Origin of the sequence: Pseudomonas sp. dw_358, from assembly GCF_018449655.1 — a bacterium.
In the GTDB taxonomy this organism is placed as follows: Bacteria; Pseudomonadota; Gammaproteobacteria; order Pseudomonadales; family Pseudomonadaceae; genus Aquipseudomonas.
In genome coordinates, this window is record NZ_JAAVUX010000027.1 from 14,565 (window position 1) to 39,190 (window position 24,626).

A 24,626-nucleotide genomic window follows, 5' to 3' on the forward strand; every position below is an offset into this window, starting at 1 on the left:
CAGTGCAGGCATCGTGTAAGCTGGCCCCCCTCCACCACTAGACGTTCCGACATGCTCGATTGGGATAGCCTGCGTTTCTTTTGCGCCTTCGCACGCGAGGGCTCGCTGGCCGCCGCTGCCCGTGTTCTGGGCGTGGAGCACGCCACGGTGGCGCGGCGCATCACCGCGCTGGAAGCTGACTTGAACCTCAAACTGGTGGACCGTCGCGGCCGGGTCTATCAGCTGACCGCCGATGGCCTGCGGGTCAGCGAATACGCTGCGCAGATGGAAGCCGCCTCGTTTGCGCTGGAGCGCTTCGTCGCCGGCGAAGACAGCCGGGTGGAAGGCGAAGTGATTGTCTCGGCGCCGCCCGCCTACCTCGGTGCCCTGCTGGCTCGGCGCCTGGGGGCCTTGCGCCAGCGGCACCCGCGCCTGCGCTTGCGCCTGGTGGGGGCCAAATCCATGGCGTCCCTGGCTCGCAAGGAAACCGACATCGCCATCGCATTCAGCCGCCCGCAGGAACTCAGCGTGGTTGCCAGGCGCCTGGGCGACCTGCACTTCTTTGCGTATGCGCATCCGGATTATCTTGAGCAGTGCGAGCCCGACGCCTACGCCTTCATCGGCTACGACCAGAGCCAGGAGGACTCGCCGCAGCAGCAGTGGCTGTTGCAGCATCTGGCCGGGCGACCCCTCGCCGTCACGAGCAATGACCTGCGTCTGCAAGCCTTGGCGGCAGCGGGCCAGGCCGGGATCGTTTACCTGCCGGACTTTCTCGGCCAGGAATACGGGCTGGTGCGCATGGAGTTGGTACCGTCACCCCTGCAACTGGAAGTCTGGTTGGCGTTCCACGAGGACCTGCGCGATTCCCTGAAAATCCGCGTGGTGCTCGACTTCCTCATGGAGAGCGTCAAAGAGGGCTTGTGAATTCTTTCACATGCCGTGTTCACCGATGGCCAATGGGCGCGACCCGAACATTTCCCTACCGTGAGCGGCAACCTGATTGACGCCCAAGAGACCTGACCATGAGCACCCATTCTCCCGAACAAGGCACCCTGGCGGTGTACCGCAGCGCCTGGATCGTGACCGCGATTTTCATGCTGTCCAACGCCGCGACCCCCCTGTACGGCGTTTGGCAGCAATCCCTGGGTTTCACCTCCGGGGTGCTGACGGTGATCTTCGCCTGCTACATCCTCGGCCTGCTGCTGACCCTGACCGTGGCCGGGCAGCTGTCCGATCACTACGGACGCAAGGCCTTGCTGCTGCCCTGTGTGGGCCTGGCCATCATTGCCGCCGTGCTCTTCGATGTGGCCACCAGCGTGCCGATGCTGATGCTCGCCCGGCTGCTGAGCGGCATCTCGGTGGGCCTGGTGGTCTCCGGCGGCATGGCCAATGTGGTGGAGCATGCGCCGCCGGCGCGAAAGCACTTTGCCTCGTTGATGGCCTCCGTGGCCATGGTCGCGGGGGCGGGCACAGGGCCGTTGCTGGCCGGGATCGTCGCGCATTGTTCGGCGACGCCGATCCCACCGGTCTTCCACATCGAAATCGGCGTGTTGTGCCTGGCGCTGCTCGCGCTGCTCAAGCAGAAAAGCCACAAGCTGGGCAACGGACGCTTCACGCCAAGGCTGCCCCGTGTTGCACGGGAACACCTGGGAATCGTTCTCCTGGGCGTGGCCTTTTTCGGCCCCGGTATCACCTCGACTTCCTTTGTCCTGTCCTTGGGGCCGAAGCTGATCGCCACCTTTCTCGGGGTGAACAGCCCATTGATCAGCGGCGCCATGGCCTTCGCGATGTTCATCGTTGCCGTGGCGGTGCAGTTTGCCGCCAGGCGCCTGGGCAGCCGGCGCGTGTTCTGGGTCAGCGGCCTGGCCACGCTGCTGGCGATGGGCACCGTGTGGGCGGCCCTGCAAGCCCAATCGGCGCCCTGGCTGATCGCGGCCGCGTTGCTGGCAGGCGCCGGCCAGGGACTGGGGCAACTGGGCGGGCTGACCCTGATCGCCGATCAGGTACCGGCACACCATCGCGCCCAGGCCAACGCCGTGTTCAACATGGGCGGGTACATCCCCGCCGGCGCCATTCCGGTGATCACCGGTTACCTGATCGACGGCTGGGGCCTGAACCGGGGCATCGCGGCGTTGGCCATCGCCATTGCCAGCCTGGCCATTGCCGCCCTGCTGCTGTTGCGCACCCGCCGCTCGGCCTTGGCCCCGGCGACGGTTTGAACTACGCCGCGACCTCGGCTATACCCTCCATGGCCTGATCTCGCACCTGGAGGCGTTCGCCATGAAGACACTTTTGGTCGTCGTCCTCCTGATGGTCGCGGGCTGCACCCCCAACGCGCCGTTTCGCAGCCTGGACAAACGCAGCTGTCCGGCCGAGCAGAAAGGCGGTTGCGGCGTCGGCTTCTACGAGACGCACCCACGCTACGACCTCGGGTTTGTCGAATACACCGAGCGTGGCAACGACTTCTATCCCGAGCGCACCAACGCCCTGCTGGCGCAGATCAAGACCTACGCCAACAGCGATGGTGTGGCGATCATCGTCTTCGTCCACGGCTGGCGCCACAACGCCGCCGAAGACGATGCCAACGTCCAGAGCTTCAACGAGGCGCTGGCAACCATCGCTCAGCTCGATATCCTCGGCCCACGCAAGCTGGTGGGGGTTTATGTCGGCTGGCGCGGCCTGACCCTGCACGGCCTGCAAAGCGAAGCCCTGACCTACTGGGACCGCAAGGCCACCGCCGAACAGGTGGGCCGGGCCGGCGTTACCCAATTATTGCTGAACCTGGAACACATCGACCGCAGCGACACGAAAAACCTCATGCTCACCGTCGGCCACAGCTTTGGCGGCGCGCTGGTGTTGTCGGCGCTCAACAACGTGCTGCTGGACCGCATGGTGTCGGCCCAATACGGCCAGGAGGTGAAATCCTTCGGCAACGGCGTGATCCTGCTCAACCCGGCCATCGAAGCCGACAAGGGCCTGGCCCTCAAGGAAAACAGCCTGAAACTGGGCCTCACCGGCGTGAAAATCCCGGGGCTGCTGTATGTCGTCAGCTCGGAAGGGGACATGGCCACCACCACCCCCTTTCGCCTGGGCCAAGACATCGGCACCAACCTGATCTGGAGCCAGGTCGGCCTGCACCGGCGCTACGGCCATCGGGACTACGTGCTGGATGAATCGCAACTGGACAACACCACGGTGGGCAATTACGCGCCGTTCTGGACCGACCGCCTGACCGATCTCGCGCAGCCCTCGGCCAGTGGCCTGGGCACCTGGCAGCACAGCTCCTATTGTGCGCCGCCTGCCACGAGTGACAGACCGGTGCAGTTGCCCTGCACCGTGGACGAGCCCATGGCGGTGTTTCGCGTGCCCGCCACCTTCATCAAGGACCACAACGATGTGTTCAACACCAACGTCATCAGCCTGATCGCAACCATCGCCAGCAAATCCCTGCGCGATGATCAGTTGAGCAGTCGCCTCCAGCCCACCAACCAGGTGTGCCTGAGCCAGGATCGATTCGATTTCGGCAAATGCTTCAATCACTTTTTCGGCAAGGCCCGGGCGCTCAAGGAACAGCAGGCGTCGGTACCCTGATTCATCCTGTTACATTCCCGTTGTCTTTCCGCTCCCTTGCTGGCCCCTGTCAGACGCTGGCCAGGTCCATCGCCAACACTCGCACCTCATACCCCGCCGCCTGCAAGAACCCCCGCACGCCAGCCTGAGTAAGGGACACCGTCCGGGTGTTCACCAACGGGTGGCACAGCAGGTGTTCGGCGTCCCACAGTTGCTGGTCGATGACCACCTGGACCTGCCGTTCGCGGTCGTTGCACAGGCTCAGCAGCGACACCGCGCCGGGGGTCACGCCGAGGCGTTCGTACAGGGTGTCGGGGCTGGCAAAGCGCAGGCGCCGGGTGCCCAGGAGGCTGGACAGGCCCTTGAGGTCCAGGCGTTGTTCGGGACGCAGCAGCACGAGCGTCGGACGCGTGCCGCCGCTTTCGCAGACCAGCAGGTTCTTGGCAGACAGGCCCGGCAGGCCGAGGTCGATCAGGTCGGCTTCGGCGCAGGTGAAGACTGCGGCGTGGTGGGTCTGAGCGTAGGGGATTTGCCATTGGTCCAGCTGTTCGAGCAGGGTCTCGGGGGTGTGGTGGGGCATGAAGGGGTTCCTTGGCGCAAAGGGGTCAGGGGGATTTCACACCCTAGAGTGGGGCGGTGTCGAGGGAGTGGGCCGAGGTTTCATGACCGCCCCTGGACCGCACTGAACCGCTGCATCAACCCCTGTTCCCGAAACCGCTCGATCACATAATCCACAAATGCCCGGGTCTTGCCCGGCAGCAGCTTGTGCTCGGCGTAGTACAGCGAGATATCGCCGTCGTCCACGTACCATTCCGGCAACACCCGCACCAGGCTTTGGCGCTCGAACCAGGGCAAGGCGAAGGGCAGGCTGACCAGGGCAATCCCCAGCCCCTGCTCCGCCGCCGCACAGGCGGCTTCGGAATCGCTCAAGGTCATGCGCGTCTTCAGGCGCAGCGGGCATTGTTCCAGGATGCTGTGGCTGAGGGGCCAGTGACGGATCCGCCCGGTCTGTGGCGAACGGATCAAGATACCTTCGGCGGTGCGCAGGTCATCAGGATGCTGCACCGCCGGCCGGCCACTCAGGTACCCGGGCGCGGCCACCAGCACTCGATGGGCCGGCGCCAACCGTCGCGCCACCACTCCCGGCGGCAACTCGAAGCCACCGCCGATGGCCGCGTCGAAGCCCTGCCCGATCAGGTCCACCTGACGATTGTCGAAATGCCAGTCGGCGACAATGTCCGGGTACCGACCGAGAAAGCCCCCCAGCAGCGGCACGATGTACAAGCGCCCGAACATCAGGCCCATGCTCACCTTGAGGGTGCCTGCTGGTTGCCCCTCGGCGCTGGCCAGGTTGGCCACGGCGTTCTGGATCACGCCGAAGCTGCCGGCCACTTCGTCGAGAAAACGCTGGCCGGCTTCGGTCAACGTCAGGCGTCGGGTGCTGCGCAGGAACAAGCGCACCCCAAGGCGGGCTTCAAGACCGGCAACGTTCTTGCCGACGGCAGCAGGGGTCAGGCTCAATCGCCGCGCCGCTTCGGCGAAGCTGCCCGCTTCGGCGCTGCGGATAAAGCTCTCTATACTGCCAAAGGTTTCCATGCCTGCCCCTCGACTCCGATTGATTTGACACCGCTCATTATAAACTAGGAGTTTATACAGACACTGCCTATCGGGGTCTATTCGAGAGGTAATCCACAGCCGATACTCCCATCACCCCAGGGCGATCCGCCCTGCCCCTTCAGGAGAAAGATCATGTCCACTTCCCTCCCGCTCACCGGCAAAGTCGCCTTGGTCCAAGGCGGTTCACGCGGCATCGGCGCCGCTATCGTCAAGCGCCTGGCCGCCGACGGCGCCAGCGTGGCCTTCACCTATGTCAGCTCGGCCAGCAAGGCCGAAGCCCTGCAGAACGAAATCATTGCCGCCGGCGGCAAGGCGCTGGCCATCCAGGCTGACAGCGTCGACGCCGATGCCGTACAACGGGCCGTCGCCCATGCCGCCGAAACCTTTGGCACGGTCGACATTCTGGTCAACAATGCCGGCGTGCTGGCCCTGGGTTCGGTGGAAGAACTGGCCCTGGCGGATTTCGACCGCACCCTGGCGATCAATGTGCGCAGTGTGTTCGTGGCCAGCCAGGCCGCCCTCAAGCACATGGGCAACGGCGGGCGCATCATCAACATCAGCAGCACCAACGCCGACCGCATGCCCTTCGCCGGCGGCGCCACCTACGCCATGAGCAAATCGGCGCTGGTGGGCCTGGTCAAAGGCATGGCCCGCGACCTCGGCCCGCGCGGTATCACGGTCAACAATATCCAGCCAGGCCCGGTGGACACCGACATGAACCCGGCCGACGGCGAAATGGCCCCCGGCATGCTCGGCCTGATGGCCCTGGACCGTTATGGCACGGCCGAAGAAATCGCCGACCTGGTGGCCTTTGTCGCCAGCCCCAAGGCCGGCTATATCACCGGAGCCAGCTTGACCATCGACGGTGGCTTCGGCGCCTGATTCGACGCAAGCCCGACACTCGTCGGGCTTGCCCCTCTTCGTACCGCCTGCCTCTGTGCCGAGAACCCGCGCCAGCCGCCCAAAAATCACACTTGATTTATAAATGGAACCAAGTTCTAAATAACTAGAATAAAATCGCCTCGACCCTCCGGGGAAGGGCCACAGAACGAGGAGCCCTGCATGTCCACAGTCAGCATCGCCATTGCCGGTATCGGCGCCATCGGCCGCCATCATGTCGAGCGGGTGCAGGCCAGCGACCTCTGCAAGCTGATCGCCGTGGTCGATCCGATTCCCGCCCCTCCCGACTATCTGGCCCGCCTGGGGGTGGTGCAGTACGCGACCCTCGAAGCACTGTTCACCCACCACAAACCCGACGGCGTGATCCTCGCCACACCCAACCCGTTGCATGTGCCACAGGCGATTGCCTGCATCGAGGCCGGCGTCGCCGTGCTGGTGGAAAAACCGGTGGCCCACAGCGTCGCCGAGGGCCTGCGCCTGTGCGAGGTGGCCGAGCAACACAAGGCTCGGGTGCTGGTGGGCCATCACCGCGCCCACAGCCCGATTCTCGCCCGCGCCCGGCAGATCATCAGCGATGGCTTGCTGGGGGACCTGGTGGCCGTGCAAGGCAGCGCGCTGTTCTACAAGCCGGCAGACTACTTCGACGCCGCCCCGTGGCGCCGGGAAGCGGGTGGCGGCCCGATCCTGATCAACCTGATCCACGAGATCGGCAACCTGCGCTCGCTGTGCGGCGAGATCGTCGCCGTGCAGGCCATGCAGTCCAGTGCCGCGCGGGGCTTTGCGGTGGAGGATACGGTGAGTATCGGTCTGCGTTTCGAGAGCGGTGCCCTGGGCAGTTTTCTGCTGTCGGACAGCGCCGCCAGCGCCCGCAGCTGGGAGCAGACTTCCCGGGAAAATCCCGACTACGCCAGCTACGATGACGAAGATTGCTATGTGATCAGCGGCAAGAAAGGCTCGCTGTCGGTGCCCACCCTGCGCCTGAAAATCCATGAGCGGGCCGAGGACCGCTCCTGGTTCACGCCCATGGCCCGCAGCGTTGCCGACGTGCAGCGGCGCGATCCGTTGGAGGTACAACTGGAGCATTTCTGCGCGCTGATCCGTGGACAGGCGCAGCCGCTGGTGAGTGTGCGCGACGGCCTGCGTAACCTGCTGATTGTCGAAGCCATTGCCCAGGCGGCGCGCACCGGCGAGGTCGTCAGCACCGCGCCGTGAGCGAGCGGGTCATGCCTGACCGAGCACCGCGCGCATTTTCTGCAAACCGACCTGCGCACGCTGGCAGCCATCCAGCGGCGGCTGTTCACGGGTCGGCGCTTCGAGGCTGATAGGAATCTGCCGGGGCAAGGCGCGCAGCAGACCGGTCAGGTCGCAGTCGCCGTCACCAGGAAAACGCCGCTCGTTGCGCGCCTGGCGCAGGATCTCGCTCATGTCGTCGGGCACCGGACCGACCACGTCACACAGTTGCGCGTAGCGAAAGCGTTGCGGGTTGGATTTGACCGCAGCGGCCAGCTCGTCCAGGGATGAACGCGAACGATTGAGGTGAAAGGCATCCACCAGCACGCAACCGTTGCTGCGCCCAGCGTTTCCCACCACGCGCAGGGCGTGACTGAGGTTCGGCGAGTCGGTCCAGGGCATGAACTCAAGGTGGGGATAGATGCCAAAAGGTTTGGCCAGGTCGCACAGTTCGGCGAAATTTTCAGTGACCCTGGCTTCGTCCGGGTCATTGCCGGCGATCAGCAGTTCAGTAGCACCGAAATCGGCGCCCACTTCCAGAAACGCCTTGAAATCCTGCACACGGGTATGGGGCTTGAGGCGCAGGATCTCGATGTCCAGCACCTTGATCCCCGTGTCGCTCAAGGCCTTGTGGGTCTGGCGGCGCAGGTCGAGGTCGGCCATCAGCGGGAAGTGATACTCCTCGGCCGTGGCCGGCTCCAGGCGCAGGCCGACGTGGCTGTAACCCGCTCGCGCGGCCGCTTCCACCATGGCCGGTGGCGACAGTTCGAGGACGGTCAGGGCTGCCAGGGAAAAGATCTGTTCGCTCATGGTGGGCTCGCTGGAGGAGTAATGACGGCGTGAAAAACGGTTGCGTTATTTAGAACCAAGTTCCATATTTTCGCAACCACTGCCAAAATGAATGTTTTTCGACCTCCATGCCCACTACCCCGCAGGTAAAAGACTTGTCTATTGCTCAGCAACGAAACCGCGTCATCGACTGCGACCTTCTGGTGATCGGTTCCGGTGCCTCCGGCTTGTCTGCGGCCGTGACCGCCGCCTTCCATGGCTTGCGCGTGGTAGTGGTGGAAAAAGACCCGACCTTCGGCGGCGCCACCGCCTGGTCCGGCGGCTGGGCCTGGGTGCCGGGCAATCCTCTGGCGCAACGGGCCGGCATCCATGAAGACCCGCAACAACCGCGCCAGTACCTCAAGCACCAGCTGGGCGAGCGCTACAACGCCGAACGGGTCGACGCTTTCCTCGACAACGGCCCGCACATGGTCGCCTTCTTCGAGAACCACACGGCGCTGCAATGGGCGGACGGCAACGCCATCCCCGACATGCACGACAAGGTGCCCGGCGCCGCGACCCAGGGCCATCAGGTCATCGCCGCGCCCTACGACGGCCGGGCAATGGGACGCCTGATCAAACGCATGCGCAAGACCATGAAGGAGACCTCATTCTTCGGCATGCCGATCATGGCCGGCGCCGACCTGGGTGCGTTTCTGAGCATGACGCGCTCGATCAAGTCCTTCCTGCATGTCAGCAAGCGCTTTCTTTTGCATTTGCGCGACCTGGCCGTGCACGGCCGTGCCATGCACCTGGTCAATGGCGTGGCGCTGACCGGACGGCTGGCCAAGTCGGCCGAAGACCTGGGCGTACTGCTGATCGAATCGGCGCCGGCCCGGGAGCTATTGCAGGCCGACGGCCGGGTGATCGGTGCCCGGGTCGACTCGCCCCAAGGCCTCACCGAGATTCGCGCCAGCAAGGGCGTGGTGCTCGCCGCCGGTGGCTTTCCCAACGACCTTGCACGGCGCAAGCAGCTGTTCCCGCGCACGCCCACTGGCGAAGAGCATCTGGCCTTGCCGCCCACATCCTGCTCCGGCGATGGCATCCGCCTGGGCGAATCGGCCGGTGGCGTGCTGGACACCGACGTCGCCTCCCCCGCCGCCTGGGCACCGGTGTCGCAGGTGGTCTACGCCGACGGCAGCAGCGGGCATTTCCCTCACATCATCGAGCGCGGCAAGCCCGGCGTCATCGGCGTACTGTCTACGGGCAAGCGCTTTTGCAACGAAGCGGACGGCTACTACGACTACACCGCCGCCATGGTCGCCGCCGCCCCCGAGGGTGAGGAGGTGGCCTCCTGGCTGATCTGCGACCACCGCTTCCAGCGCCGCTTCGGCCTGGGCATGTCGCGGCCCTTTCCCCTGCCGGTGGGCCCGGCCATCCGCAGCGGCTACCTGAAAACCGGCAACACCCTGCAGGCGCTGGCGGCCGCCTGTGACATCAATGTCGTCAACCTGATGCAGACCGTGGACAACTTCAACCGCCACGCCCGCAACGGCGAAGACCCGGAATTTGGCCGTGGCAGCACCGCCTACAACCGCAAGATGGGCGACCCGCTGATCACCCGGGGCAATCCCTGCGTCGCGCCCATCGAGACCGGGCCGTTCTACGCGGTGAAAGTCCGCCCGGGCAGCTTCGGCACCTTCGCCGGTTTGAAGACCAACGGCCACGCGCAGGTGCTGGACTCCAGCGGCCACCCTATCGGCGGGCTGTATGCCGTAGGCACCGACATGGCCAGCGTCATGGGCGGATTCTATCCGTCAGGCGGGATCAACCTGGGGCCGGCGCTGACCTTTGGCTACGTGGCCGCGCGACATGCGGCGGGGGTGGTCGAGTACGAGGCGCCGGCACCGTAGCGCATGATCAGGGCGGGAGATCCAGGGTTGCCTGCAAGCGCCTGGGCTGGCCTTGCACCCGGTGGGAGCAAGGCTGGCCTGCGATGGCATCACCGCGCATGACCGCCACACCGCGTTGCCTGCATCGCGACGCGGTCGGTTTGATGTTGCGCGGTGACGCCGTCGTGCCCAAGGCGCTTCGCCCACGCTCCACCCGTCAACCGCCGAAATACGCCGAAGGCGCTTTCCCCAATACCCGTCGAAACATCGTCGCAAACGCCGCCGGGCTGGCATAGCCCATGTCCAGCGCAATGCGCGTCACACGCTGCCCACCCGCCAGCCGGGACAGGGCCAGCACCACACAGGCCCGTTGTCGCCACTGGCCGAAACTCAGGCCAGTCTGTTCCCGAAACAGACGATTGAAACTGCGCTCGCTGATGAACAGCGAGTCCGCCCACTGCCGGGCGGTGCGGTTGATGTCCGGCGCCGCCAGGAAGTTTTTACAACTGGCAAGCAAACGCTCGTGGGACGGCATCGGAATGTGCAGGGGCAGTTCATGGGCCCGCTGAATTTCATGCAACAGCAGTTGGACCAACGTGCCGTCGCGACCTTGCTGGTCGTACTCCAAAGGCAGACTCACCGCCTCCTGAAGAAGATGACGCATCAGCGGGCTGACCTCGATCACCCGGCATCGCCCTTCCATCTGCAGGCTGTCGTCAGGCTCGATGTACAGACTGTGGGTAGTGACGCCGAGAAACAGCACCTCATGGGGCACGCCCTCGGGTATCCAGACGGCGCGTTGCGGCGGCACCACCCAAGTGCCGAGCGCGGTGGTGACCTGCATCACGCCGGTGGCGCCATAGAGCAATTGCGCGCGGCGGTGGGTGTGAGTCGCCAGGCGATGGCCGTGATCGTACTCGGTAGCAATGGCGACCATGGCGCGGGGCGTGGCGTCCAGCGTTGCGATGCTAGCGTTGCGCATCGTGGCTCACCCAGGAGGCGTTGGCCGAAACGAAAACACAGTTGGCGCGAACGCCAAGGCCGCTCAGGGGGCACGTCATTAAGATGCCTGCTCGATCAACAATGAGCGGTGGATGATACGGTATGAGCCTCTGGATGTTGGCAGCGTTTGGCTGCCTGAGCGGGATGACCACGGTCTTGTTCGGTTTTGGCGGCGGCTTTGTCGTGGTGCCTCTGGTCTATCACCTGATGATCGGCAACCCTGTTCAAGGCAACGCCGGCCATGACGCGACGATGCAGATAGCCGTGGCCACCTCCACCGCCGTGATGCTGATCAGTGCGTCGCTGGCCAGTGGCAAACAGTACCGGGCCGGCAGATGGGTGGCTGGGTATTTCTGGCCGTTGGCCGGCTACATTGCCCTGGGCGCGATGCTCGGGGCACTCCTGGCGCAGGCGATGAGCAGCGAGGGCATCCGCATCGCCTTCATGGTTTATCTAGGGCTCACGATTGCCGACTGCCTGTTGCGCAAGGGCTTTCTACAGCCAGCCGGCCAGCCCCGAACAACCCTGCGCGGATCACCGCTCAAAGGCGTCGCCATCGGCACCGTGGCCACCCTGCTGGGGGTGGGCGGCAGCGTCATGACGGTCCCCCTGCTGCGCCGGGCAGGGTTGAGCATGGCCCAGTCTTCGGCCTTGGCGAACCCGCTGAGCCTGCCCGTGGCGCTGATCGGCTCGCTGATGTATGCGCTCACGGGCCACCTCGATTCGACGGGCCTGAGCCAAGGATTTCTCGGGTTCATCTACCTGCCAGCGTTCGGCTTGTTGACCCTGGGTGCCTGGGTCGGCGTGCGCCTGGCACTGCCGCTTGCCGGGAAGATTTCAGACACGCTTCATGCACGGGTATACATCGGCTTGCTCATGCTGGTCTTGCTGGCACTGGCCACCCGCTAGGTCTCAGCCCACCAGCGCCACCCACTCGGCCCGCTGCTGCGGCGTCAATACCGGCCCACCTGCACCTGCCCTGCCCAGGCAGGCAGTGGCAGGCTCTGCAAGCGGCCGATCAAGCCGCCGCCGAAGCGCCGATTGCACCGCACCGCCACACCGCGCTCCAGCGGCTGTATAACGGGGGCGATCAAACGCGCAAGGCCATGCGCCCGATCACAGCACATATTGCGTGGCATGCCCCTCATATGAGCACTGCGCGCCTTCGCTGCTTCGCAAACACTGGGTAAAAGCCGACGGTACGGTTCGTGCATCGCCCCGTGCATCCCAGCCATCCACGAGCCCAGCCGATGAACATTGCCCTGCAAGCCGCCGACCTGCGCGTCCACCCCCTGTACATCAACGGCCAATGGCGCCCGGGCAGTGACGGGCAGATCGATCAGGACATCAACCCGGCCACCGGCCAATGTTTCGCCCTGGTGGCGCAAGCCAGCCCGGCTGACGTGGAAGACGCCATCGCCGCCGCCTACGCCGCGCGCGAGAGCTGGGCGCAGAGGCTGGTGGGCGATCGCGAGGCGTTGTTGCTCAAGGCTGCCGATATCATCCAGGGCCGTGCCGATGAGCTGCGCGACCTGCTCATCGAAGAGACCGGCTCGACCTGGCTCAAGGCCCCGTGGGAAGTGAGCTACGCCGTAGCCTGCCTGCGCAGCGCGGCGGCCTGCACCCGTCAGGCCCACGGCCAGACCTTCCCGACTTGCTCACCGGGACAGATCGGCATGACGGTCCGTCAGCCACTGGGGGTGATCGCCGGGATTGCGCCCTTCAACTCGCCGCTGCTGCTGTCGATGAAAAAGATCGCCTTTGCCCTCGCTGCCGGCAACACCTTCATCCTCAAGCCATCGGAACTCGCGCCCCTGACCGGTCTGCGCATTGCCGAGATATTCGAGCAGGCCGGCCTGCCTGCCGGGGTGTTCAACGTGATACCGGGGTCGGCGCAGACCGTCGGCGAGCGGTTGGTCAGCGACCCGCGCATCCGCATGGTGACCTTCACCGGCTCCAACAAGGTCGGGCGCCTGATTGCCAGCGAAGCGGGCAAGCACATGAAGAAGGTCTGCCTGGAGATGGGCGGCAAGAGCCCGCTGGTGGTGCTGGCCGATGCCGAGTTGGCTTACGCCGTGGACGCGGCCGCCTTCGGCGTGTTCTATCACCAGGGCCAGGTGTGCATGGCCAACTCGCGCATCATTGTCGAAGACGCGCTGTACGAGCGGTTCTGCACCGCCTTCGCCGCCAAGGCCGGCACCATCAAGGTCGGTGACCCGCGCGACCCGGCCACGGTGATCGGCCCGCTGATTCGCGAGCAGCAGTGTGCGTTCATCCTGGCGCAACTGGACGATGCCCTGGGCAAAGGCGCGCGGCTGCTGGCCGGGGGCAGCCATCGAGGCCCCTACTTCGACGCGACCGTGCTGGTGGACGTCCGCCCGGACATGGCCATCTACGATGAAGAATCCTTCGGCCCGGTGACCTCGATCTACCGTGCCCGCGACTACGAACACGCCTTGCGGCTGGCCAACGACACCCAGTACGGCCTGAGCGCGGCGATCGTCACCAACGACCTGCAAAAGGCCATGGACTTCTCCCGCCGCTCCACCGCCGGCATGGTGCACATCAATGACACGACGATCTCCGACGAGCCCCATATCGCCTTCGGCGGCAATCAAGGCAGCGGCTTTGGCCGCGAAGGCGGTCAGGCGTCCATGGACGAAATGAGCGAGGTGAAGTGGGTGACGATCCAGATGGGCAAGCGCGACTTTCCCTTTTAAGAAGTGCCGGGCACAAAGCTTGCTTGATCCCGGCACAGCCTGAACGGGAGAGCCCCATGAACCTTTGCCACATGCGCACCGCCGGCCAGCCGCTGGCCGCTGCGCAGCACTGGATGGGCGATATCTGCGGGCCCCACTCGTTGCAGGCCCGGCGTCCGGGCCAGGTCGCCTTTGCCCACAGCGGGCACCGCCTGGGCGCACTGGCGACCACCTTGGGGCACATCCAGTACGGCACCGACGTTACCGTCGGGGTGGAATCGCAACACCGCCTGAACAGCTACAGCCTGAGCCTGCCCCTCAGCGGCTGCCAGGAACTGCGCACCGCAGGCCGCGACCTGCTCTCGGACAGCACCCGCGCGCTGATCATCGCCCCAGAGGACAGCCAGCAACTGAGCATTTCCGGCGACTGCCGCAAGGTCCAGATCGCGATCACGGTGGCGGCCATGAACAGCGTCGCCGAGCAGATGCTGCAGCGCCCCCTGTCGACGCCGATCCGCTTCGATCCTTTGATGGACGCCCTCGGCGGCAGCAGCGCGGGCTGGTGGCGGCTGGTGGATTTTCACTTGCGCGAACTGACCCTCAGCGACGCCCTCTATCGCCAGCCCGGCATTGCCCGCGACCTTGAAGCAACCCTGATCAAGACGCTGCTGGTGAGCCAGCCGAACAATTACTCCAGCGAATTGCGCGAGGCCAGCCAGGGACGCATTCCCCAGCCGCTGAAGAACGCCCGTCACTTCATCGAGCAGCACCTGCGCGACGACCTGAACCCCGACGACATCGCCCAGGCCGCCGGGGTCAGCCGGGCGAGGCTGTTCGAAGGGTTTCGTCTGCACTACCAATGCACGCCGATGCAGATGCTCAAGCACAAGCGCCTGGAGGCGGCCCGCCGCACCTTGCTGGAAGACGGCGCCAGCAGCAACGTCACCGAGGTGGCCTTGAGCTGGGGCCTGAGCCACCTGGGGCGGTTTTCCGGCGACTACCAGCGGGCCTTCGGCGAATACCCTTCCGAAACCCTGGCCCGGCAAGCGCGCCCTGTCAGGCATGGCTCTCGATGAATTTTTCGAAGTACAGCCGCGCATCTTGCGCGGCCTGAGCCTCCCGCCAGGCCTTGATCGACTCCACCATGGGCGGCGGCCCGCACACGTACAGATCAAAGGGACGTTCGCCCACGGCTGCCTGATCCAGATGGTCGGCGATGTAGCCGCGCCGGCCTGCCCAGGCGGCTCCCGGCTGGCTGATCACCGGCACGAAAGTGAAGTCGGTAATGCGCCGGGCGTAGTCCTCGATACGCGCCAGCTCGCATAAGTCGGCGACGTCGCGCACACCGTGGTAAAGCCGCACCGGATGCCCGCAGCCGCCCTGCTCGGCCAGCTCATCGAGCATGCCGAGGAACGCCGACAACCCCGTACCCCCCGCCACCATTACCAGCGGGCGCTCGACATGGCGCAGGTAAAACGTGCCCAGCGGCGCCTCGAACTCGATCAGGTCACCCACCTCGCAGCGTTCGCGCAGGTAGTCGCTCATCACCCCGTCGGACAGCAGCCGCACGAGAAACTGCAAGGTGCCGGTGCCCGAGGCGTTGGCGAACGAATAGGCACGGCTCTGCTCGGTACCGGGTATGTGCAGCCGCGCATATTGCCCCGGCAGGTAATCCAGGATCGCTTCGCCGTCGAGCTTTACATGGAGGATGGCGGTGCGGGCCGACGGTCGTTCCAGCGCCGTGACCCGCGCGCGGTGGCGGCCAGGCTCGGCCTTGCTGCACAGGGTGGAGTCGTAGTCGAAGTAAAACGCCGCATCCGAGAGCAACCGGGTCTGGCAGCTCAACACCTTGTGCCGGGCCAGGTCGGCCGCGGACAGGGCTTCATCGTCGACGTAGTCCTGGGTGTAGAGGCCGCTTTCACAGCGCCCCTGGCAGGTGGCGCAGACGCCTTCGCGGCAGTCCAGCGGCAGGGTGATGCCGCTGCGCAGCGCTGCGTCCAGCAGCCGTTCGTTTTTCTGCACGGTGCAGAACAGGGTCTTGCCGTCGGCAAAACTGAGGGCGGCTTTGTAGGTCATGGGCGGCGGTTCCGACAATCAGAGATGGTAGAAATCGAGCACCGAATTGATGGTGTCGTTGAGCAGCACCACGTGTTTGCGGCTGATCTTCCAGCTGTCACCTGCCGCTCTCAGGGTGTAGGTGGCGTAGCCGAAGAACGCTTCGCTGACCTGCAGGCGGTGGAACAGCGTGTGCCAGTTGACCCGCGCTTGCAGGTCGCCGTCCGGCAGCGCCTGCAGGCGCAGGTTGTTGACCAGGTGCACCGTACGCGGCAAGGGCGTCGCCGACGCGGCCTTGCCGGTGCGCAGGCGAAACACCCGGTCTTCCAGGCCGCCGCGGTTGGCATAGTAGATCAGCGACATGCCCTTCTTCGGGTCTGTGGTGTAGACATGCTCGGAGTCCCACTGCGGCAGGTGGAATTCGCTGTCCTCGCTGAACAGGTCGAGGTAGGCGTCCCAATCCTGGTTGTCGCAGTGCTCGCTCAGTAGGTAGAAGAACTGTTCGACGCGGTACTGAAGTTCGGCATTCATCATCACAGTTCCTTGAGGTTAAGGGCTTGCTCGTGGGCGGCCTTGCGGGCCAGGCCTTCGAGCAGAAAACGCTGCCAGTTGCCATGCTGATTGACGTACAGGCCTTCGTGGGTGAACTCGGTGCCGGTCAACACGGGCGAGATGCCGATGGCCTGGCTGTTGGCGGTGGGCCCTTCGACCCATTGGCTGTGGCCACGGGAGATGTCGCTCCAACGTTCAAGGCGCGCCTGGAAACCGCGCTGGGCTTCGCGGAATTCGACAAGGTCGTCGGGGGTGCCGAGGCCGGAGACGTTGAAGAAATCCTCGAATTGACGGATACGGTTCTCGCGGTCGGCGTCGGATTCGCCCTTCACGCCCAGGCAGAAGCTGTTGATCTCGGTCTTGTTCCAGGCCAGCGGGCGGATGATGCGCAGCTGCGAGCTGATCTGGTCGAGGAAGAACAGGCTGGGGTAGATATTGAGGTTGCGCAGGCGATGCATCATCCACTCAGCCTTGCCCTGCCCGTGCTCACTGACCAGGCGCGGCATGATGCTGGCATAGCCGGGACGCACGGCCGGGTTGGGCATGTCGCTGAACAGCAGGCTGTGGCCGTTGTGGAAGGAGAACCAGCCGTCGTCGGTGGCCTTGTCGCCGGCGCCCAGCTTGCTGTAGTCCAGGGTATCGGCGTTGCTCAGGCCCTTGTCGCTGTTGACCTGCTGGCGGTGCTGCACCGTGGCCACGTAGTTGTAGTGCACGGTGCTGACGTGGTAACCGTCCAGGCCGTTCTCGTTCTGCAGCTTCCAGTTGCCGTCGTAGGTGTAGGCCGACTTGCCCGGCAGCACCTCCAGTTCACCGCTGGGTGATTGGGCCACCATCATGTCGAAGAACACGGTGGCGTCGCCGAGGAAGTCCTTGAGGCTGTCGCTGCCCTGCACGTCGAGGCTGATGAAGACGAAGCCTTTGTAGCTCTCGATGCGGGCCTTTTTCAGGCCTCGGGTGGCCTTGTCGAAGCCCTCGGAATACTCGCCGGGTGCCTTGACCTTGACCAGGCGCCCGTCGCTTTTGTAGCACCAGGCATGGAAGGGGCAGGTAAAGGTCGACTGGTTGCCCTTGCCGACCCGGGTCAGGGTGGTGCCGCGATGCTGGCAGGCATTGATCAGGGCGTTAAGCCGACCCTCGCCGTCGCGGGTGATGATCATCGGCTGGCGGCCGGCGCGCATTGTCATGAAGTCGTGGGGGTTGGCGATCTGGCTTTCGTGGCAGGCGTAGATCCAGTTCTTTTCGAAGACCAGTTCCATCTCCAGGTCGAACAGGTCGGGCTCGGTGAACATCGCCCGGTCGACCCGGTAGATGCCTTCGGCCGGTCGAAAGTCCAGGCAGCCTTCGACGAAGTGCTGCCATTGAGCGGTCGTTCTATGGGTCATGGGGAGGACCTCTGGGCGGATGACGGTTGCCATCATTTGACGCCCGTGCACCGGGCCGCACTATCCGGCCGGTTCGCCGCCTTTATCCACTCCGTGCGAATGACCCTCCTTTCATGCCAATCGGTGCATGACCGGCGCACTGACAAAGGCGCGAAGGCTGTTGAGCAAATCCATTGGGCGGGCTACTGGCTGAGGAACGGAGTGAGTCAGGAGGGGATTATCCCCGCTCGGGTCTTGCAGCGCCAACTCGGGCCTGAATGATCTGATCCGGTTTTTTCACGTTGATCTGAGTCTGATACTGTCTGCGCCCCCGGTTCATGATGGCGACCCCGACGCGGTCGGGAACGATCTCTTGAGAATCCTGAACCGGAGTCACCATGTTTGGAAAGCTGAGCCTGTCGGCCATCCCCTACCATGAACCGATCATCATGATCACCCTGGCCGGCGTGGCAGTGCTGGCCCTGCTGATCATCGGCGCCCTGACCCAATACCGCCAATGGGGCTACCTGTGGCGCGAATGGCTGACCTCGGTGGACCACAAGCGCATCGGTGTGATGTATATCGTCGTGGCCATGGTCATGCTGGTGCGCGGCTTTGCCGATGCCTTGATGATGCGCACGCAACTGGCCGTGGCCACCGACGGCCAGCCAGGGTTCCTGCCGCCGGAGCACTACGACCAGATCTTCACCGCCCACGGGGTGATCATGATCATCTTCATGGCCATGCCGTTTTTCACCGGTTTGATGAACGTGGTGCTGCCCTTGCAGATCGGTGCGCGGGACGTGGCCTTTCCCTTCCTCAATTCCTTGAGCTTCTGGCTGCTGGTGGCCGGCGTGGTGCTGATCAACCTGTCCTTGGGCATCGGTGAGTTCGCCAAAACCGGGTGGGTCGCCTACCCACCGCTATCCGGGTTGCAGTACAGCCCCGGCGTGGGCGTTGACTATTACATCTGGGCCTTGCAGCTGTCCGGGCTGGGCACGACCCTGACCGGGATCAACTTTCTGGTGACGGTGCTAAAGATGCGCGCACCGGGTATGAAGCTGATGCAGATGCCGATTTTCACCTGGACCTGCACCTGGGCCAACGTGCTGATTGTCAGCTCGTTCCCGATCCTTACCGGGGTGCTGGCCATGCTGACCCTGGACCGCTACCTGGGTTTTCACTTCTTCACCAACGAGCTGGGCGGCAACCCGATGATGTACGTCAACTTGTTTTGGGCCTGGGGGCATCCGGAGGTGTACATCCTGGTGCTGCCGGCCTTCGGTGTGTTTTCCGAAGTGGTGTCGACCTTTAGCGGCAAGAAGCTGTTCGGCCATACCTCGATGATCATCGCCAGCGGCGCGATTACCTGCCTGGGCTTCATGGTCTGGCTGCACCACTTCTTCACCATGGGCTCGGGGGCCAGCGTCAACGCCTTCTTCGGCCTGGCGACCATGACCATTTCCATTCCCACCGGCGTCAAGCTGTTCAATTGGCTGTTCACCCTCTATCGCGGTCGCCTGCGCTTCACCTCGCCGATGTGGTGGACCCTGGGCTTTCTGGTGACCTTCTCCATCGGCGGCATGACCGGCGTACTGCTGGCGATTCCCGGGGCCGACTTCGTGCTGCACAACAGCCTGTTCCTGGTGGCGCACTTTCACAACGTGATCATTGCCGGGGCCGTGTTCGGCTACCTGGCCGGGTTCACCTTCTGGTTCCCCAAGGTCTTCGGTTTCAAGCTGCATGAAGGCTGGGGCAAGGCGGCGGTGACATTCTGGCTGGTGGGTTTCTACTGTGCATTCATGCCGCTGTATGCCCTGGGCTTCATGGGCATGACCCGGCGCCTGAACCAGACCGATAACCCGGACTGGACCCCTTGGTTGCATGCCGCCTGGGTCGGCGCGGTGCTGATCCTGCTGGGCATCGCCTGCCAGTTCATCCAGCTGTACGTCAGCGTGCGTGACCGCCGCGACAACCTGGACCTGAGCGGCGATCCGTGGAATGGCCGCACACTGGAGTGGTCGACGGCCTCGCCGCCGGCATTCTACAACTTCGCGGTGCTGCCGCAGGTCGACGGTATCGACGCGTTTACCGAGGCCAAGCGCAGCGGCCAGGCCCGCGCGACGCCGGTTTACAAGGCCATCCACATGCCCAGCAACACCTCGGCCGGCTTGATCATCAGCGCGCTCTTGACCCTGTTCGGCTTTGCCATGATCTGGCACATCTGGTGGCTGGCGGCGGTGGGCCTGGCGGGAGCGATCAGCTGCTTTGTCGCCCATGCCTGCCGGGACGATCAGGGCTATTGGGTGCCGGCCCAGACCGTGCGCGCGCTCGAAGCGCAGCGTCACGTGCGATGACGTATCATAGGCGTTCGTTTCCCCACGGACGCCATCATGGTCAGCCAACCCTTGCATCCCCCTGCCCGCCCCTGGGCCTTCTGGTACAAGCCGGCGCTGTTCGTGCTGGTGGCCGTGATCGGTCTGTACTATGTCAAGTGGTCACCTTATTACCTCAAGTCGTTCGTCGCCGCCGACAGCCACAGCATCGGCGGCTCGATCATCAATGACCACCCGGACTCGCCTCTGATGGCGGCGCTGGCCTATGCCCAGGTGTATTTTCTGGCGATCTGGAAGGCGGCGGTACTGGCGGTGATCCTCGGCTCCATGGTGCAGGTGCTGATCCCCCGCGACTGGTTGCTGCGGGTGTTCGGCAAGGCCGGTTTTGGGTCGACCCTGCGCGGCGGCCTGTTCGCCCTTCCGGGGATGATGTGCAGCTGCTGCGCGGCGCCGGTGGCGGCCGGGTTGCGCCGGCAGAAGGTGTCGGTGGGCGCGGCCCTGGCGTTCTGGATCGCCAACCCGGTGCTCAACCCAGCCACCTTGATCTTCATGGGCTTCGTGCTCGGTTGGCAGTTCACCGCCCTGCGCCTGGTGGCCGGGGTCGTGCTGGTGCTCGGGGTCTCGCTGTTTGCCCAGCACATCTCGCGGCCCGAGGCGCTTCCCGAAGCCGCTGTGGAAGCCGTCGAAGCCACCGGCGAGACTGATCCTGGCAGCCTGCTGGGGCGCTGGATGCGCACCTTGTGGCAACTGTTCTGGACCACCATTCCGATCTACATCGTGGCGGTACTGGTCCTGGGCGCTGCGCGGGTCTGGCTGTTCCCCCATGGCGCCGGGCTCATGGGCGATGGCTGGGCCTTGCTGATACCGTTGGCGATCATCGGCACCATGTTCGTGATCCCCACGGCAGCGGAAATTCCTATCGTGCAGACCCTCATGAACCTGGGCCTGGGCCTCGCCCCGTCCGTGGCGCTGCTGATGACCCTGCCCAGCGTCAGCCTGCCGTCACTGTTGATGCTGCGCAAATCCTTTGACCGAAGAGTGCTGGCGACGGTGGCGCTGCTGACCATGCTGGTGGGCGTCATCAGCGGCGCGGTCGGGGCCTGGCTGCTCTGAGTCAGGCACGTTGCTGCAGGTATTCCCTGACGGCAGCGTGATCACCGCTGAACGCGATCCGCTCGGCCTTGCTCGCCTGCTGATAGGCGTACATCGGGTCGTAGTACTCGCCGAGCAAGATCTCGATCCATTGCCGGTGAGCGTCAACCTTGCCGGTGGCCAGCTGCACCTCCAGCGCACTGTCCATGATCGCCGCCAGACGCTGGTAGCGTTCACCCCCCAGGCGCTTGAGATTGCTCGCCAGGCTCTGACGCAGGCGTTCAGCGAACGCCTGCCGGCCTTCCTCCACGCCGTGGGCCGCGACGAACTCGGCGCACAGGTCGATCACGTAATCATTGAGAATACGCGCGACGCGGTCCTCGAAACGGTCTTGCAGCCACACCAGCGGCGCGGCCTGCATCTGCCGGAACAGCGCCAACGGCACGGCGCGGCTGCCGATGGCGCGGCCCTCATCTTCCAGCACCAGGTGCTCGGCACCCCGCGCGCGCTTCTTGAGAATGTCCACGGCCAGGGCGTTTTCGAAGTCGATCTGTCCGGGCTGGCCATTGACGCGCTTGCCGAAGCTGGAGCCGCGATGGTTGGCGTGGCCCTCCAGATCCACACCGTTGCCCAGTTCGACCAGTACCTCGGTCTTGCCCGAGCCGGTCAAGCCACCAATCAACAGCAGCGGGCACTGCTCGGCCGCTTGTTCGGTGGTTTCGATGAGGAAGCTGCGCATGGCCTTGTAACCGCCCAGCACGCGGGGGTAGACGATACCGGCAACGTCCTTGAGCCACTGCTGAGTGATCTGCGACCGCAGGCCGCCGCGAAAGCAGTACAGATAGCCCTCGGGCTGGCGGCGAACGAACTCGACCCAGGCGTCGATACGCGCCTGCTGGACGTCGCCGGACACCAGTCGGTGGCCCAGTTCAATGGCCGCCTGCTGCCCCTGCTGCTTGTAGGCCGTGCCGACCGCCTCGCGCTCGGCGTCATTCATCAGCGGCAGGTTGCGGGCGCGGGCAAAAGCGCCTTTGTTGAATTCCACCGGTGCACGAACGTCCATCAACGGGATGTCGTCCAGAAAAATCTGCCGCAAGTCGGCGCTGTTGTCGCGCATCAGAACACCTCGACCGCGCAGGCCTGTCGCTCGATCAGGGTGCCGATGGGCTTGAGGTCCAGGCCCAGTTCGGCAGCCGTGCGCAGGAACGCCGCCTGGCCATCGGGGGTGACCGCCACCAACAGGCCACCGCTGGTCTGTGGGTCGCACAGCAGGTTTTGCTGCGCCTCGCTCAACGGGCCGATGCGCTCGCCGTAACTCTGGAAATTGCGCAGGGTGCCGCCGGGAATGCACCCCTGCTCGATGTAGTGGTCGACACTGGCCAGACGCGGCACGGCATCGGCCTCAAGGCGGGCGGTCAGTTGGCTGCCGTCGGCCATTTCCACCAGATGGCCCAGCAGGCCGAAACCGGTGACGTCAGTCATCGCGGTGACGCCCTCCAGTTTGCCGAAGCGGCTGCCGGCGGTATTGAGTGTGCACATCTGCTCGCAGGCAACGCCCAGGTCGGCATCGCGCAACAGCCCCTTCTTCTCGGCGGTGGTGAGGATGCCGATGCCCAGGGGCTTGGTCAGGTAAAGGGTGCAACCCAGGGTCGCGGTGTCGTTGCGCTTCATGAAGCGCTTTTCCACCAGGCCAGTGACCGCCAGGCCGAAGATCGGCTCGGGGGCGTCGATGGAGTGTCCACCTGCCAGGGGGATGCCCGCCGCATCGCAGACCGCGCGACCGCCGCGAATGACTTCGCGGGCAATTTCCGGCGCCAGCAGGTTGACCGGCCAGCCGAGAATGGCGATGGCCATGATCGGGTCGCCGCCCATGGCGTAGATATCGCTGATGGCATTGGTGGCCGCAATACGGCCGAAATCGTAGGGGTCATCGACGATGGGCATGAAGAAATCGGTGGTGGACACCACGCCGCGCTCATCGTCGATGGCGTACACCGCCGCATCGTCGCGCGAGGCATTGCCCACCCACAGGCGCGGGTCGAGATTCTGCGCGCCACTGCCGGCCAGAATCACCTCCAGCACCTGGGGCGAGATCTTGCAGCCGCAGCCCGCGCCGTGGCTGTATTGGGTCAAACGGACCGGTGCGCTCATGGGTTGCCACTCTCTGGGTAAAGAGGGCAAGTCTAACAGAGCCGGGTCACGGCTATCGCGGGCTTCACACCGTCAACGAATGCACCAACTTCGCCAGAAACGCATCGCACAGCTCCAGCTGACTCAGTTCCACATACTCATCGGGCTTGTGCGCCTGCTCGATGGAGCCCGGCCCGCAGACCATCACCGGTACTCCCAGGCGCCCGGCGAACAGGCCGCCCTCGGTGCCAAACGCGACCTTGAGCTTGCGCGTGTCCGGCGCCAGCAGCGCTTCGATCATGCGCACCGCGGCGCTGGTGGGGTGGGTGTCCAGCCCCGGATAGGCGTTGACCTGCGTGACCTCGATCTTCGCCATGGGAAAGCGCTCGCGCTGTTCGGCCACCAGACGTGCGGCGCCCTCCTGCAGTTCATCGAGCAATTGCAGCGGGTCATCACAGGCCAAGTGGCGAATTTCGAAATCCAGGGTCGCCAGGTGGGGCACGATGTTCAGCGCCTTGCCGCCTTCGAGCTTGCCGACGTGCAGCGTGGTGTACGGCACGTCGTAGGCGTCGTCCCGTGCCCCGTCTCGGGCCAGGCGTGCCTGCATTTGGCGCACATCGCCGATGAAATCACAGGCCAGGTGCAAGGCATTGAGTGCCTGGGGCGCCAGGGAAGAATGCCCTTCCACGCCATGGCAGGCCGCGCGCAAGGCCGCCTTGCCCTTGTGCCCGGTGGCAATCTGCATGGACGTCGGCTCGCCCACCACGCAGACCATGGGCTTGACCGGCGCCACTTCCAGCAGGTCAAGCAGACGGCGCACGCCGACGCAGCCAATTTCCTCGTCGTAGGACAGCGCCAGTTGCAGCGGACGCTGGAGCGGCTTGTCGGCGGCCGCGAGCATGGCCGTCACCGCGCAGGCCACAAAGCCCTTCATGTCACAGGTGCCGCGGCCATACAGGCGGCCGCCGCGCTCGGTGCAGGCGAACGGCGGCAGCGTCCACGCCTGCCCTTCCACCGGCACTACATCAGTGTGGGCCGAGAGCAGCACGCCGGGCACCTCGGCGGGGCCGACCGAGGCGAACAGGTTGGCACGGGTACCGTCATCACTGTGGACCAGGGTGCTGTCGATGCCGTGGGCCTGGAAAAGACCTTGCACCCATTCGATCAATGCCACGTTGGGCGTGAGGGTGACGCTGGGAAAAGCGACGAGGCGTTCGAGGTACTGGCGGGTGGGGCTGGCGGACATGGGAAACAAGACCTGACGAAAGAGGCGTTAAAGGCAAGCAGGCTTCGTGCCGCGTTTTTTTGGTGGCCATCGACTCATGCAAAAAAGCACGGAAGTTCAATCTATTTAGCCATAGTAAGTACTGAATATATTCATTAGTGCTTAATCGATTTATCTGATAATTAAGCCCCCTATCTAACCAGGGCCAGGACCACTTC

Annotated in this window: 21 protein-coding genes; 11 read left to right on the forward strand and 10 right to left on the reverse strand. The window is 64.7% G+C overall.

Going from position 1 to position 24,626, the window contains the following annotated elements:
- Positions 1-51 precede the first annotated feature (51 nt).
- The 3 genes from HB675_RS24825 to HB675_RS24835 all read left to right on the forward strand — a co-directional run bounded on the left by HB675_RS24825 (position 52) and on the right by HB675_RS24835 (position 3,570).
- Positions 52-903, forward strand: coding sequence for a LysR family transcriptional regulator (locus tag HB675_RS24825; RefSeq protein ID WP_213881809.1), 852 nt, complete (start codon positions 52-54; stop codon positions 901-903).
- Positions 904-1,001: 98 nt separating this feature from the next.
- The gene (locus tag HB675_RS24830) at positions 1,002-2,198 is read left to right on the forward strand and encodes an MFS transporter (RefSeq protein ID WP_213881810.1); all 1,197 of its coding nucleotides are present in this window, start codon (positions 1,002-1,004) and stop codon (positions 2,196-2,198) included.
- 61 nt (positions 2,199-2,259) lie between these two features.
- Complete coding sequence (locus tag HB675_RS24835) at positions 2,260-3,570, forward strand: hypothetical protein (protein ID WP_213881811.1); 1,311 nt, start codon at positions 2,260-2,262, stop codon at positions 3,568-3,570.
- Between the two features lie 49 nt (positions 3,571-3,619).
- Here the strand turns inward: HB675_RS24835 and HB675_RS24840 are convergent, their stop codons facing one another.
- Together HB675_RS24840 and HB675_RS24845 are read right to left on the reverse strand one after the other, a co-directional pair.
- Positions 3,620-4,129, reverse strand: coding sequence for a prolyl-tRNA synthetase associated domain-containing protein (locus tag HB675_RS24840; RefSeq protein WP_213881812.1), 510 nt, complete (start codon positions 4,127-4,129; stop codon positions 3,620-3,622).
- 80 nt (positions 4,130-4,209) lie between these two features.
- Positions 4,210-5,145, reverse strand: coding sequence for a LysR family transcriptional regulator (locus HB675_RS24845; protein ID WP_213881813.1), 936 nt, complete (start codon positions 5,143-5,145; stop codon positions 4,210-4,212).
- A gap of 153 nt (positions 5,146-5,298) precedes the next feature.
- On the opposite strand from HB675_RS24845, the gene HB675_RS24850 reads away from it, so the two are divergent.
- Together HB675_RS24850 and HB675_RS24855 are read left to right on the forward strand one after the other, a co-directional pair.
- The gene (locus HB675_RS24850; protein WP_213881814.1) at positions 5,299-6,048 is read left to right on the forward strand and encodes a 3-oxoacyl-ACP reductase family protein; all 750 of its coding nucleotides are present in this window, start codon (positions 5,299-5,301) and stop codon (positions 6,046-6,048) included.
- Between the two features lie 180 nt (positions 6,049-6,228).
- A complete protein-coding gene (locus HB675_RS24855) occupies positions 6,229-7,278 on the forward strand; it encodes a Gfo/Idh/MocA family oxidoreductase (RefSeq protein WP_213881815.1) in 1,050 nt (349 codons plus the stop codon).
- A 9-nt stretch (positions 7,279-7,287) separates the two neighbouring features.
- Here the strand turns inward: HB675_RS24855 and HB675_RS24860 are convergent, their stop codons facing one another.
- Positions 7,288-8,106 carry a sugar phosphate isomerase/epimerase gene (locus tag HB675_RS24860; RefSeq protein ID WP_213881816.1) on the reverse strand — a complete coding sequence of 273 codons (819 nt, stop codon included), beginning with the start codon at positions 8,104-8,106 and terminating at the stop codon, positions 7,288-7,290.
- Between the two features lie 134 nt (positions 8,107-8,240).
- On the opposite strand from HB675_RS24860, the gene HB675_RS24865 reads away from it, so the two are divergent.
- Positions 8,241-9,977, forward strand: a complete 1,737-nt coding sequence (locus tag HB675_RS24865; RefSeq protein WP_256737673.1) for an FAD-dependent oxidoreductase — start codon at positions 8,241-8,243, stop codon at positions 9,975-9,977.
- 196 nt (positions 9,978-10,173) lie between these two features.
- Here the strand turns inward: HB675_RS24865 and HB675_RS24870 are convergent, their stop codons facing one another.
- Positions 10,174-10,938 carry a helix-turn-helix transcriptional regulator gene (locus tag HB675_RS24870; RefSeq protein ID WP_213881818.1) on the reverse strand — a complete coding sequence of 255 codons (765 nt, stop codon included), beginning with the start codon at positions 10,936-10,938 and terminating at the stop codon, positions 10,174-10,176.
- A gap of 122 nt (positions 10,939-11,060) precedes the next feature.
- Here HB675_RS24870 and HB675_RS24875 point away from each other — a divergent pair, with 122 nt between their 5' ends.
- The 3 genes from HB675_RS24875 (at position 11,061) to HB675_RS24885 (ending at position 14,733) form a co-directional block, all read left to right on the forward strand.
- Positions 11,061-11,867, forward strand: a complete 807-nt coding sequence (locus tag HB675_RS24875) for a sulfite exporter TauE/SafE family protein (protein ID WP_213881819.1) — start codon at positions 11,061-11,063, stop codon at positions 11,865-11,867.
- 341 nt (positions 11,868-12,208) lie between these two features.
- Positions 12,209-13,678, forward strand: a complete 1,470-nt coding sequence (locus HB675_RS24880; RefSeq protein ID WP_213881820.1) for an aldehyde dehydrogenase family protein — start codon at positions 12,209-12,211, stop codon at positions 13,676-13,678.
- Between the two features lie 56 nt (positions 13,679-13,734).
- Positions 13,735-14,733: an AraC family transcriptional regulator gene (locus HB675_RS24885; RefSeq protein ID WP_213881821.1), complete on the forward strand. Its 999-nt coding sequence runs from the start codon at positions 13,735-13,737 to the stop codon at positions 14,731-14,733.
- Here the strand turns inward: HB675_RS24885 and antC are convergent.
- The 3 genes from antC to antA are packed head-to-tail and all read right to left on the reverse strand — an operon-like array spanning position 14,714 to position 17,646.
- The gene (gene antC / locus HB675_RS24890) at positions 14,714-15,733 is read right to left on the reverse strand and encodes an anthranilate 1,2-dioxygenase electron transfer component AntC (protein WP_213881822.1); all 1,020 of its coding nucleotides are present in this window, start codon (positions 15,731-15,733) and stop codon (positions 14,714-14,716) included. The genes HB675_RS24885 and antC overlap by 20 nt on opposite strands.
- Positions 15,734-15,751: 18 nt before the next feature.
- Positions 15,752-16,243 carry an anthranilate 1,2-dioxygenase small subunit gene (gene antB / locus HB675_RS24895; protein WP_213881823.1) on the reverse strand — a complete coding sequence of 164 codons (492 nt, stop codon included), beginning with the start codon at positions 16,241-16,243 and terminating at the stop codon, positions 15,752-15,754.
- A 2-nt stretch (positions 16,244-16,245) separates the two neighbouring features.
- The gene (gene antA / locus HB675_RS24900; RefSeq protein ID WP_213881824.1) at positions 16,246-17,646 is read right to left on the reverse strand and encodes an anthranilate 1,2-dioxygenase large subunit; all 1,401 of its coding nucleotides are present in this window, start codon (positions 17,644-17,646) and stop codon (positions 16,246-16,248) included.
- Positions 17,647-18,023: 377 nt separating this feature from the next.
- Here antA and cyoB point away from each other — a divergent pair, with 377 nt between their 5' ends.
- Together cyoB and HB675_RS24910 are read left to right on the forward strand one after the other, a co-directional pair.
- Positions 18,024-19,982 carry a cytochrome o ubiquinol oxidase subunit I gene (gene cyoB / locus HB675_RS24905; protein ID WP_213881825.1) on the forward strand — a complete coding sequence of 653 codons (1,959 nt, stop codon included), beginning with the start codon at positions 18,024-18,026 and terminating at the stop codon, positions 19,980-19,982.
- 36 nt (positions 19,983-20,018) lie between these two features.
- A complete protein-coding gene (locus tag HB675_RS24910; protein ID WP_213881826.1) occupies positions 20,019-21,074 on the forward strand; it encodes a permease in 1,056 nt (351 codons plus the stop codon).
- Between the two features lies 1 nt (position 21,075).
- Here HB675_RS24910 and mnmH read toward each other — a convergent pair whose 3' ends face one another.
- From mnmH to argE, 3 genes are all read right to left on the reverse strand, one after another.
- A complete protein-coding gene (gene mnmH, locus HB675_RS24915; RefSeq protein ID WP_213881827.1) occupies positions 21,076-22,170 on the reverse strand; it encodes a tRNA 2-selenouridine(34) synthase MnmH in 1,095 nt (364 codons plus the stop codon).
- On the reverse strand, positions 22,170-23,204 hold the full coding sequence (gene selD, locus HB675_RS24920; protein ID WP_213881828.1) for a selenide, water dikinase SelD: 1,035 nt from the start codon (positions 23,202-23,204) through the stop codon (positions 22,170-22,172). The genes mnmH and selD overlap by 1 nt, the downstream gene beginning before the upstream one ends.
- Before the next feature lie 64 nt (positions 23,205-23,268).
- Entirely contained in the window at positions 23,269-24,429 is a 1,161-nt protein-coding gene (gene argE, locus HB675_RS24925) for an acetylornithine deacetylase (protein ID WP_213881829.1), read from the reverse strand.
- Positions 24,430-24,626: the final 197 nt, after the last annotated feature.

Excerpts from the sequence above, each read along its gene's own strand:
- HB675_RS24850 (WP_213881814.1), top strand. The coding sequence starts at position 5,299 with ATGTCCACTTCCCTCCCGCTCACCGGCAAAGTCGCCTTGGTCCAAGGC.
- selD (WP_213881828.1), bottom strand. The coding sequence starts at position 23,204 with ATGAGCGCACCGGTCCGTTTGACCCAATACAGCCACGGCGCGGGCTGC.
- HB675_RS24840 (WP_213881812.1), bottom strand. The coding sequence starts at position 4,129 with ATGCCCCACCACACCCCCGAGACCCTGCTCGAACAGCTGGACCAATGG.
- HB675_RS24880 (WP_213881820.1), top strand. The coding sequence starts at position 12,209 with ATGAACATTGCCCTGCAAGCCGCCGACCTGCGCGTCCACCCCCTGTAC.
- argE (WP_213881829.1), bottom strand. The coding sequence starts at position 24,429 with ATGTCCGCCAGCCCCACCCGCCAGTACCTCGAACGCCTCGTCGCTTTT.
- HB675_RS24910 (WP_213881826.1), top strand. The coding sequence starts at position 20,019 with ATGGTCAGCCAACCCTTGCATCCCCCTGCCCGCCCCTGGGCCTTCTGG.
- HB675_RS24860 (WP_213881816.1), bottom strand. The coding sequence starts at position 8,106 with ATGAGCGAACAGATCTTTTCCCTGGCAGCCCTGACCGTCCTCGAACTG.
- antB (WP_213881823.1), bottom strand. The coding sequence starts at position 16,243 with ATGAATGCCGAACTTCAGTACCGCGTCGAACAGTTCTTCTACCTACTG.
- HB675_RS24875 (WP_213881819.1), top strand. The coding sequence starts at position 11,061 with ATGAGCCTCTGGATGTTGGCAGCGTTTGGCTGCCTGAGCGGGATGACC.
- antC (WP_213881822.1), bottom strand. The coding sequence starts at position 15,733 with ATGACCTACAAAGCCGCCCTCAGTTTTGCCGACGGCAAGACCCTGTTC.
- HB675_RS24885 (WP_213881821.1), top strand. The coding sequence starts at position 13,735 with ATGAACCTTTGCCACATGCGCACCGCCGGCCAGCCGCTGGCCGCTGCG.
- antA (WP_213881824.1), bottom strand. The coding sequence starts at position 17,646 with ATGACCCATAGAACGACCGCTCAATGGCAGCACTTCGTCGAAGGCTGC.
- HB675_RS24830 (WP_213881810.1), top strand. The coding sequence starts at position 1,002 with ATGAGCACCCATTCTCCCGAACAAGGCACCCTGGCGGTGTACCGCAGC.
- HB675_RS24870 (WP_213881818.1), bottom strand. The coding sequence starts at position 10,938 with ATGCGCAACGCTAGCATCGCAACGCTGGACGCCACGCCCCGCGCCATG.
- HB675_RS24825 (WP_213881809.1), top strand. The coding sequence starts at position 52 with ATGCTCGATTGGGATAGCCTGCGTTTCTTTTGCGCCTTCGCACGCGAG.
- cyoB (WP_213881825.1), top strand. The coding sequence starts at position 18,024 with ATGTTTGGAAAGCTGAGCCTGTCGGCCATCCCCTACCATGAACCGATC.
- mnmH (WP_213881827.1), bottom strand. The coding sequence starts at position 22,170 with ATGCGCGACAACAGCGCCGACTTGCGGCAGATTTTTCTGGACGACATC.
- HB675_RS24855 (WP_213881815.1), top strand. The coding sequence starts at position 6,229 with ATGTCCACAGTCAGCATCGCCATTGCCGGTATCGGCGCCATCGGCCGC.
- HB675_RS24845 (WP_213881813.1), bottom strand. The coding sequence starts at position 5,145 with ATGGAAACCTTTGGCAGTATAGAGAGCTTTATCCGCAGCGCCGAAGCG.
- HB675_RS24835 (WP_213881811.1), top strand. The coding sequence starts at position 2,260 with ATGAAGACACTTTTGGTCGTCGTCCTCCTGATGGTCGCGGGCTGCACC.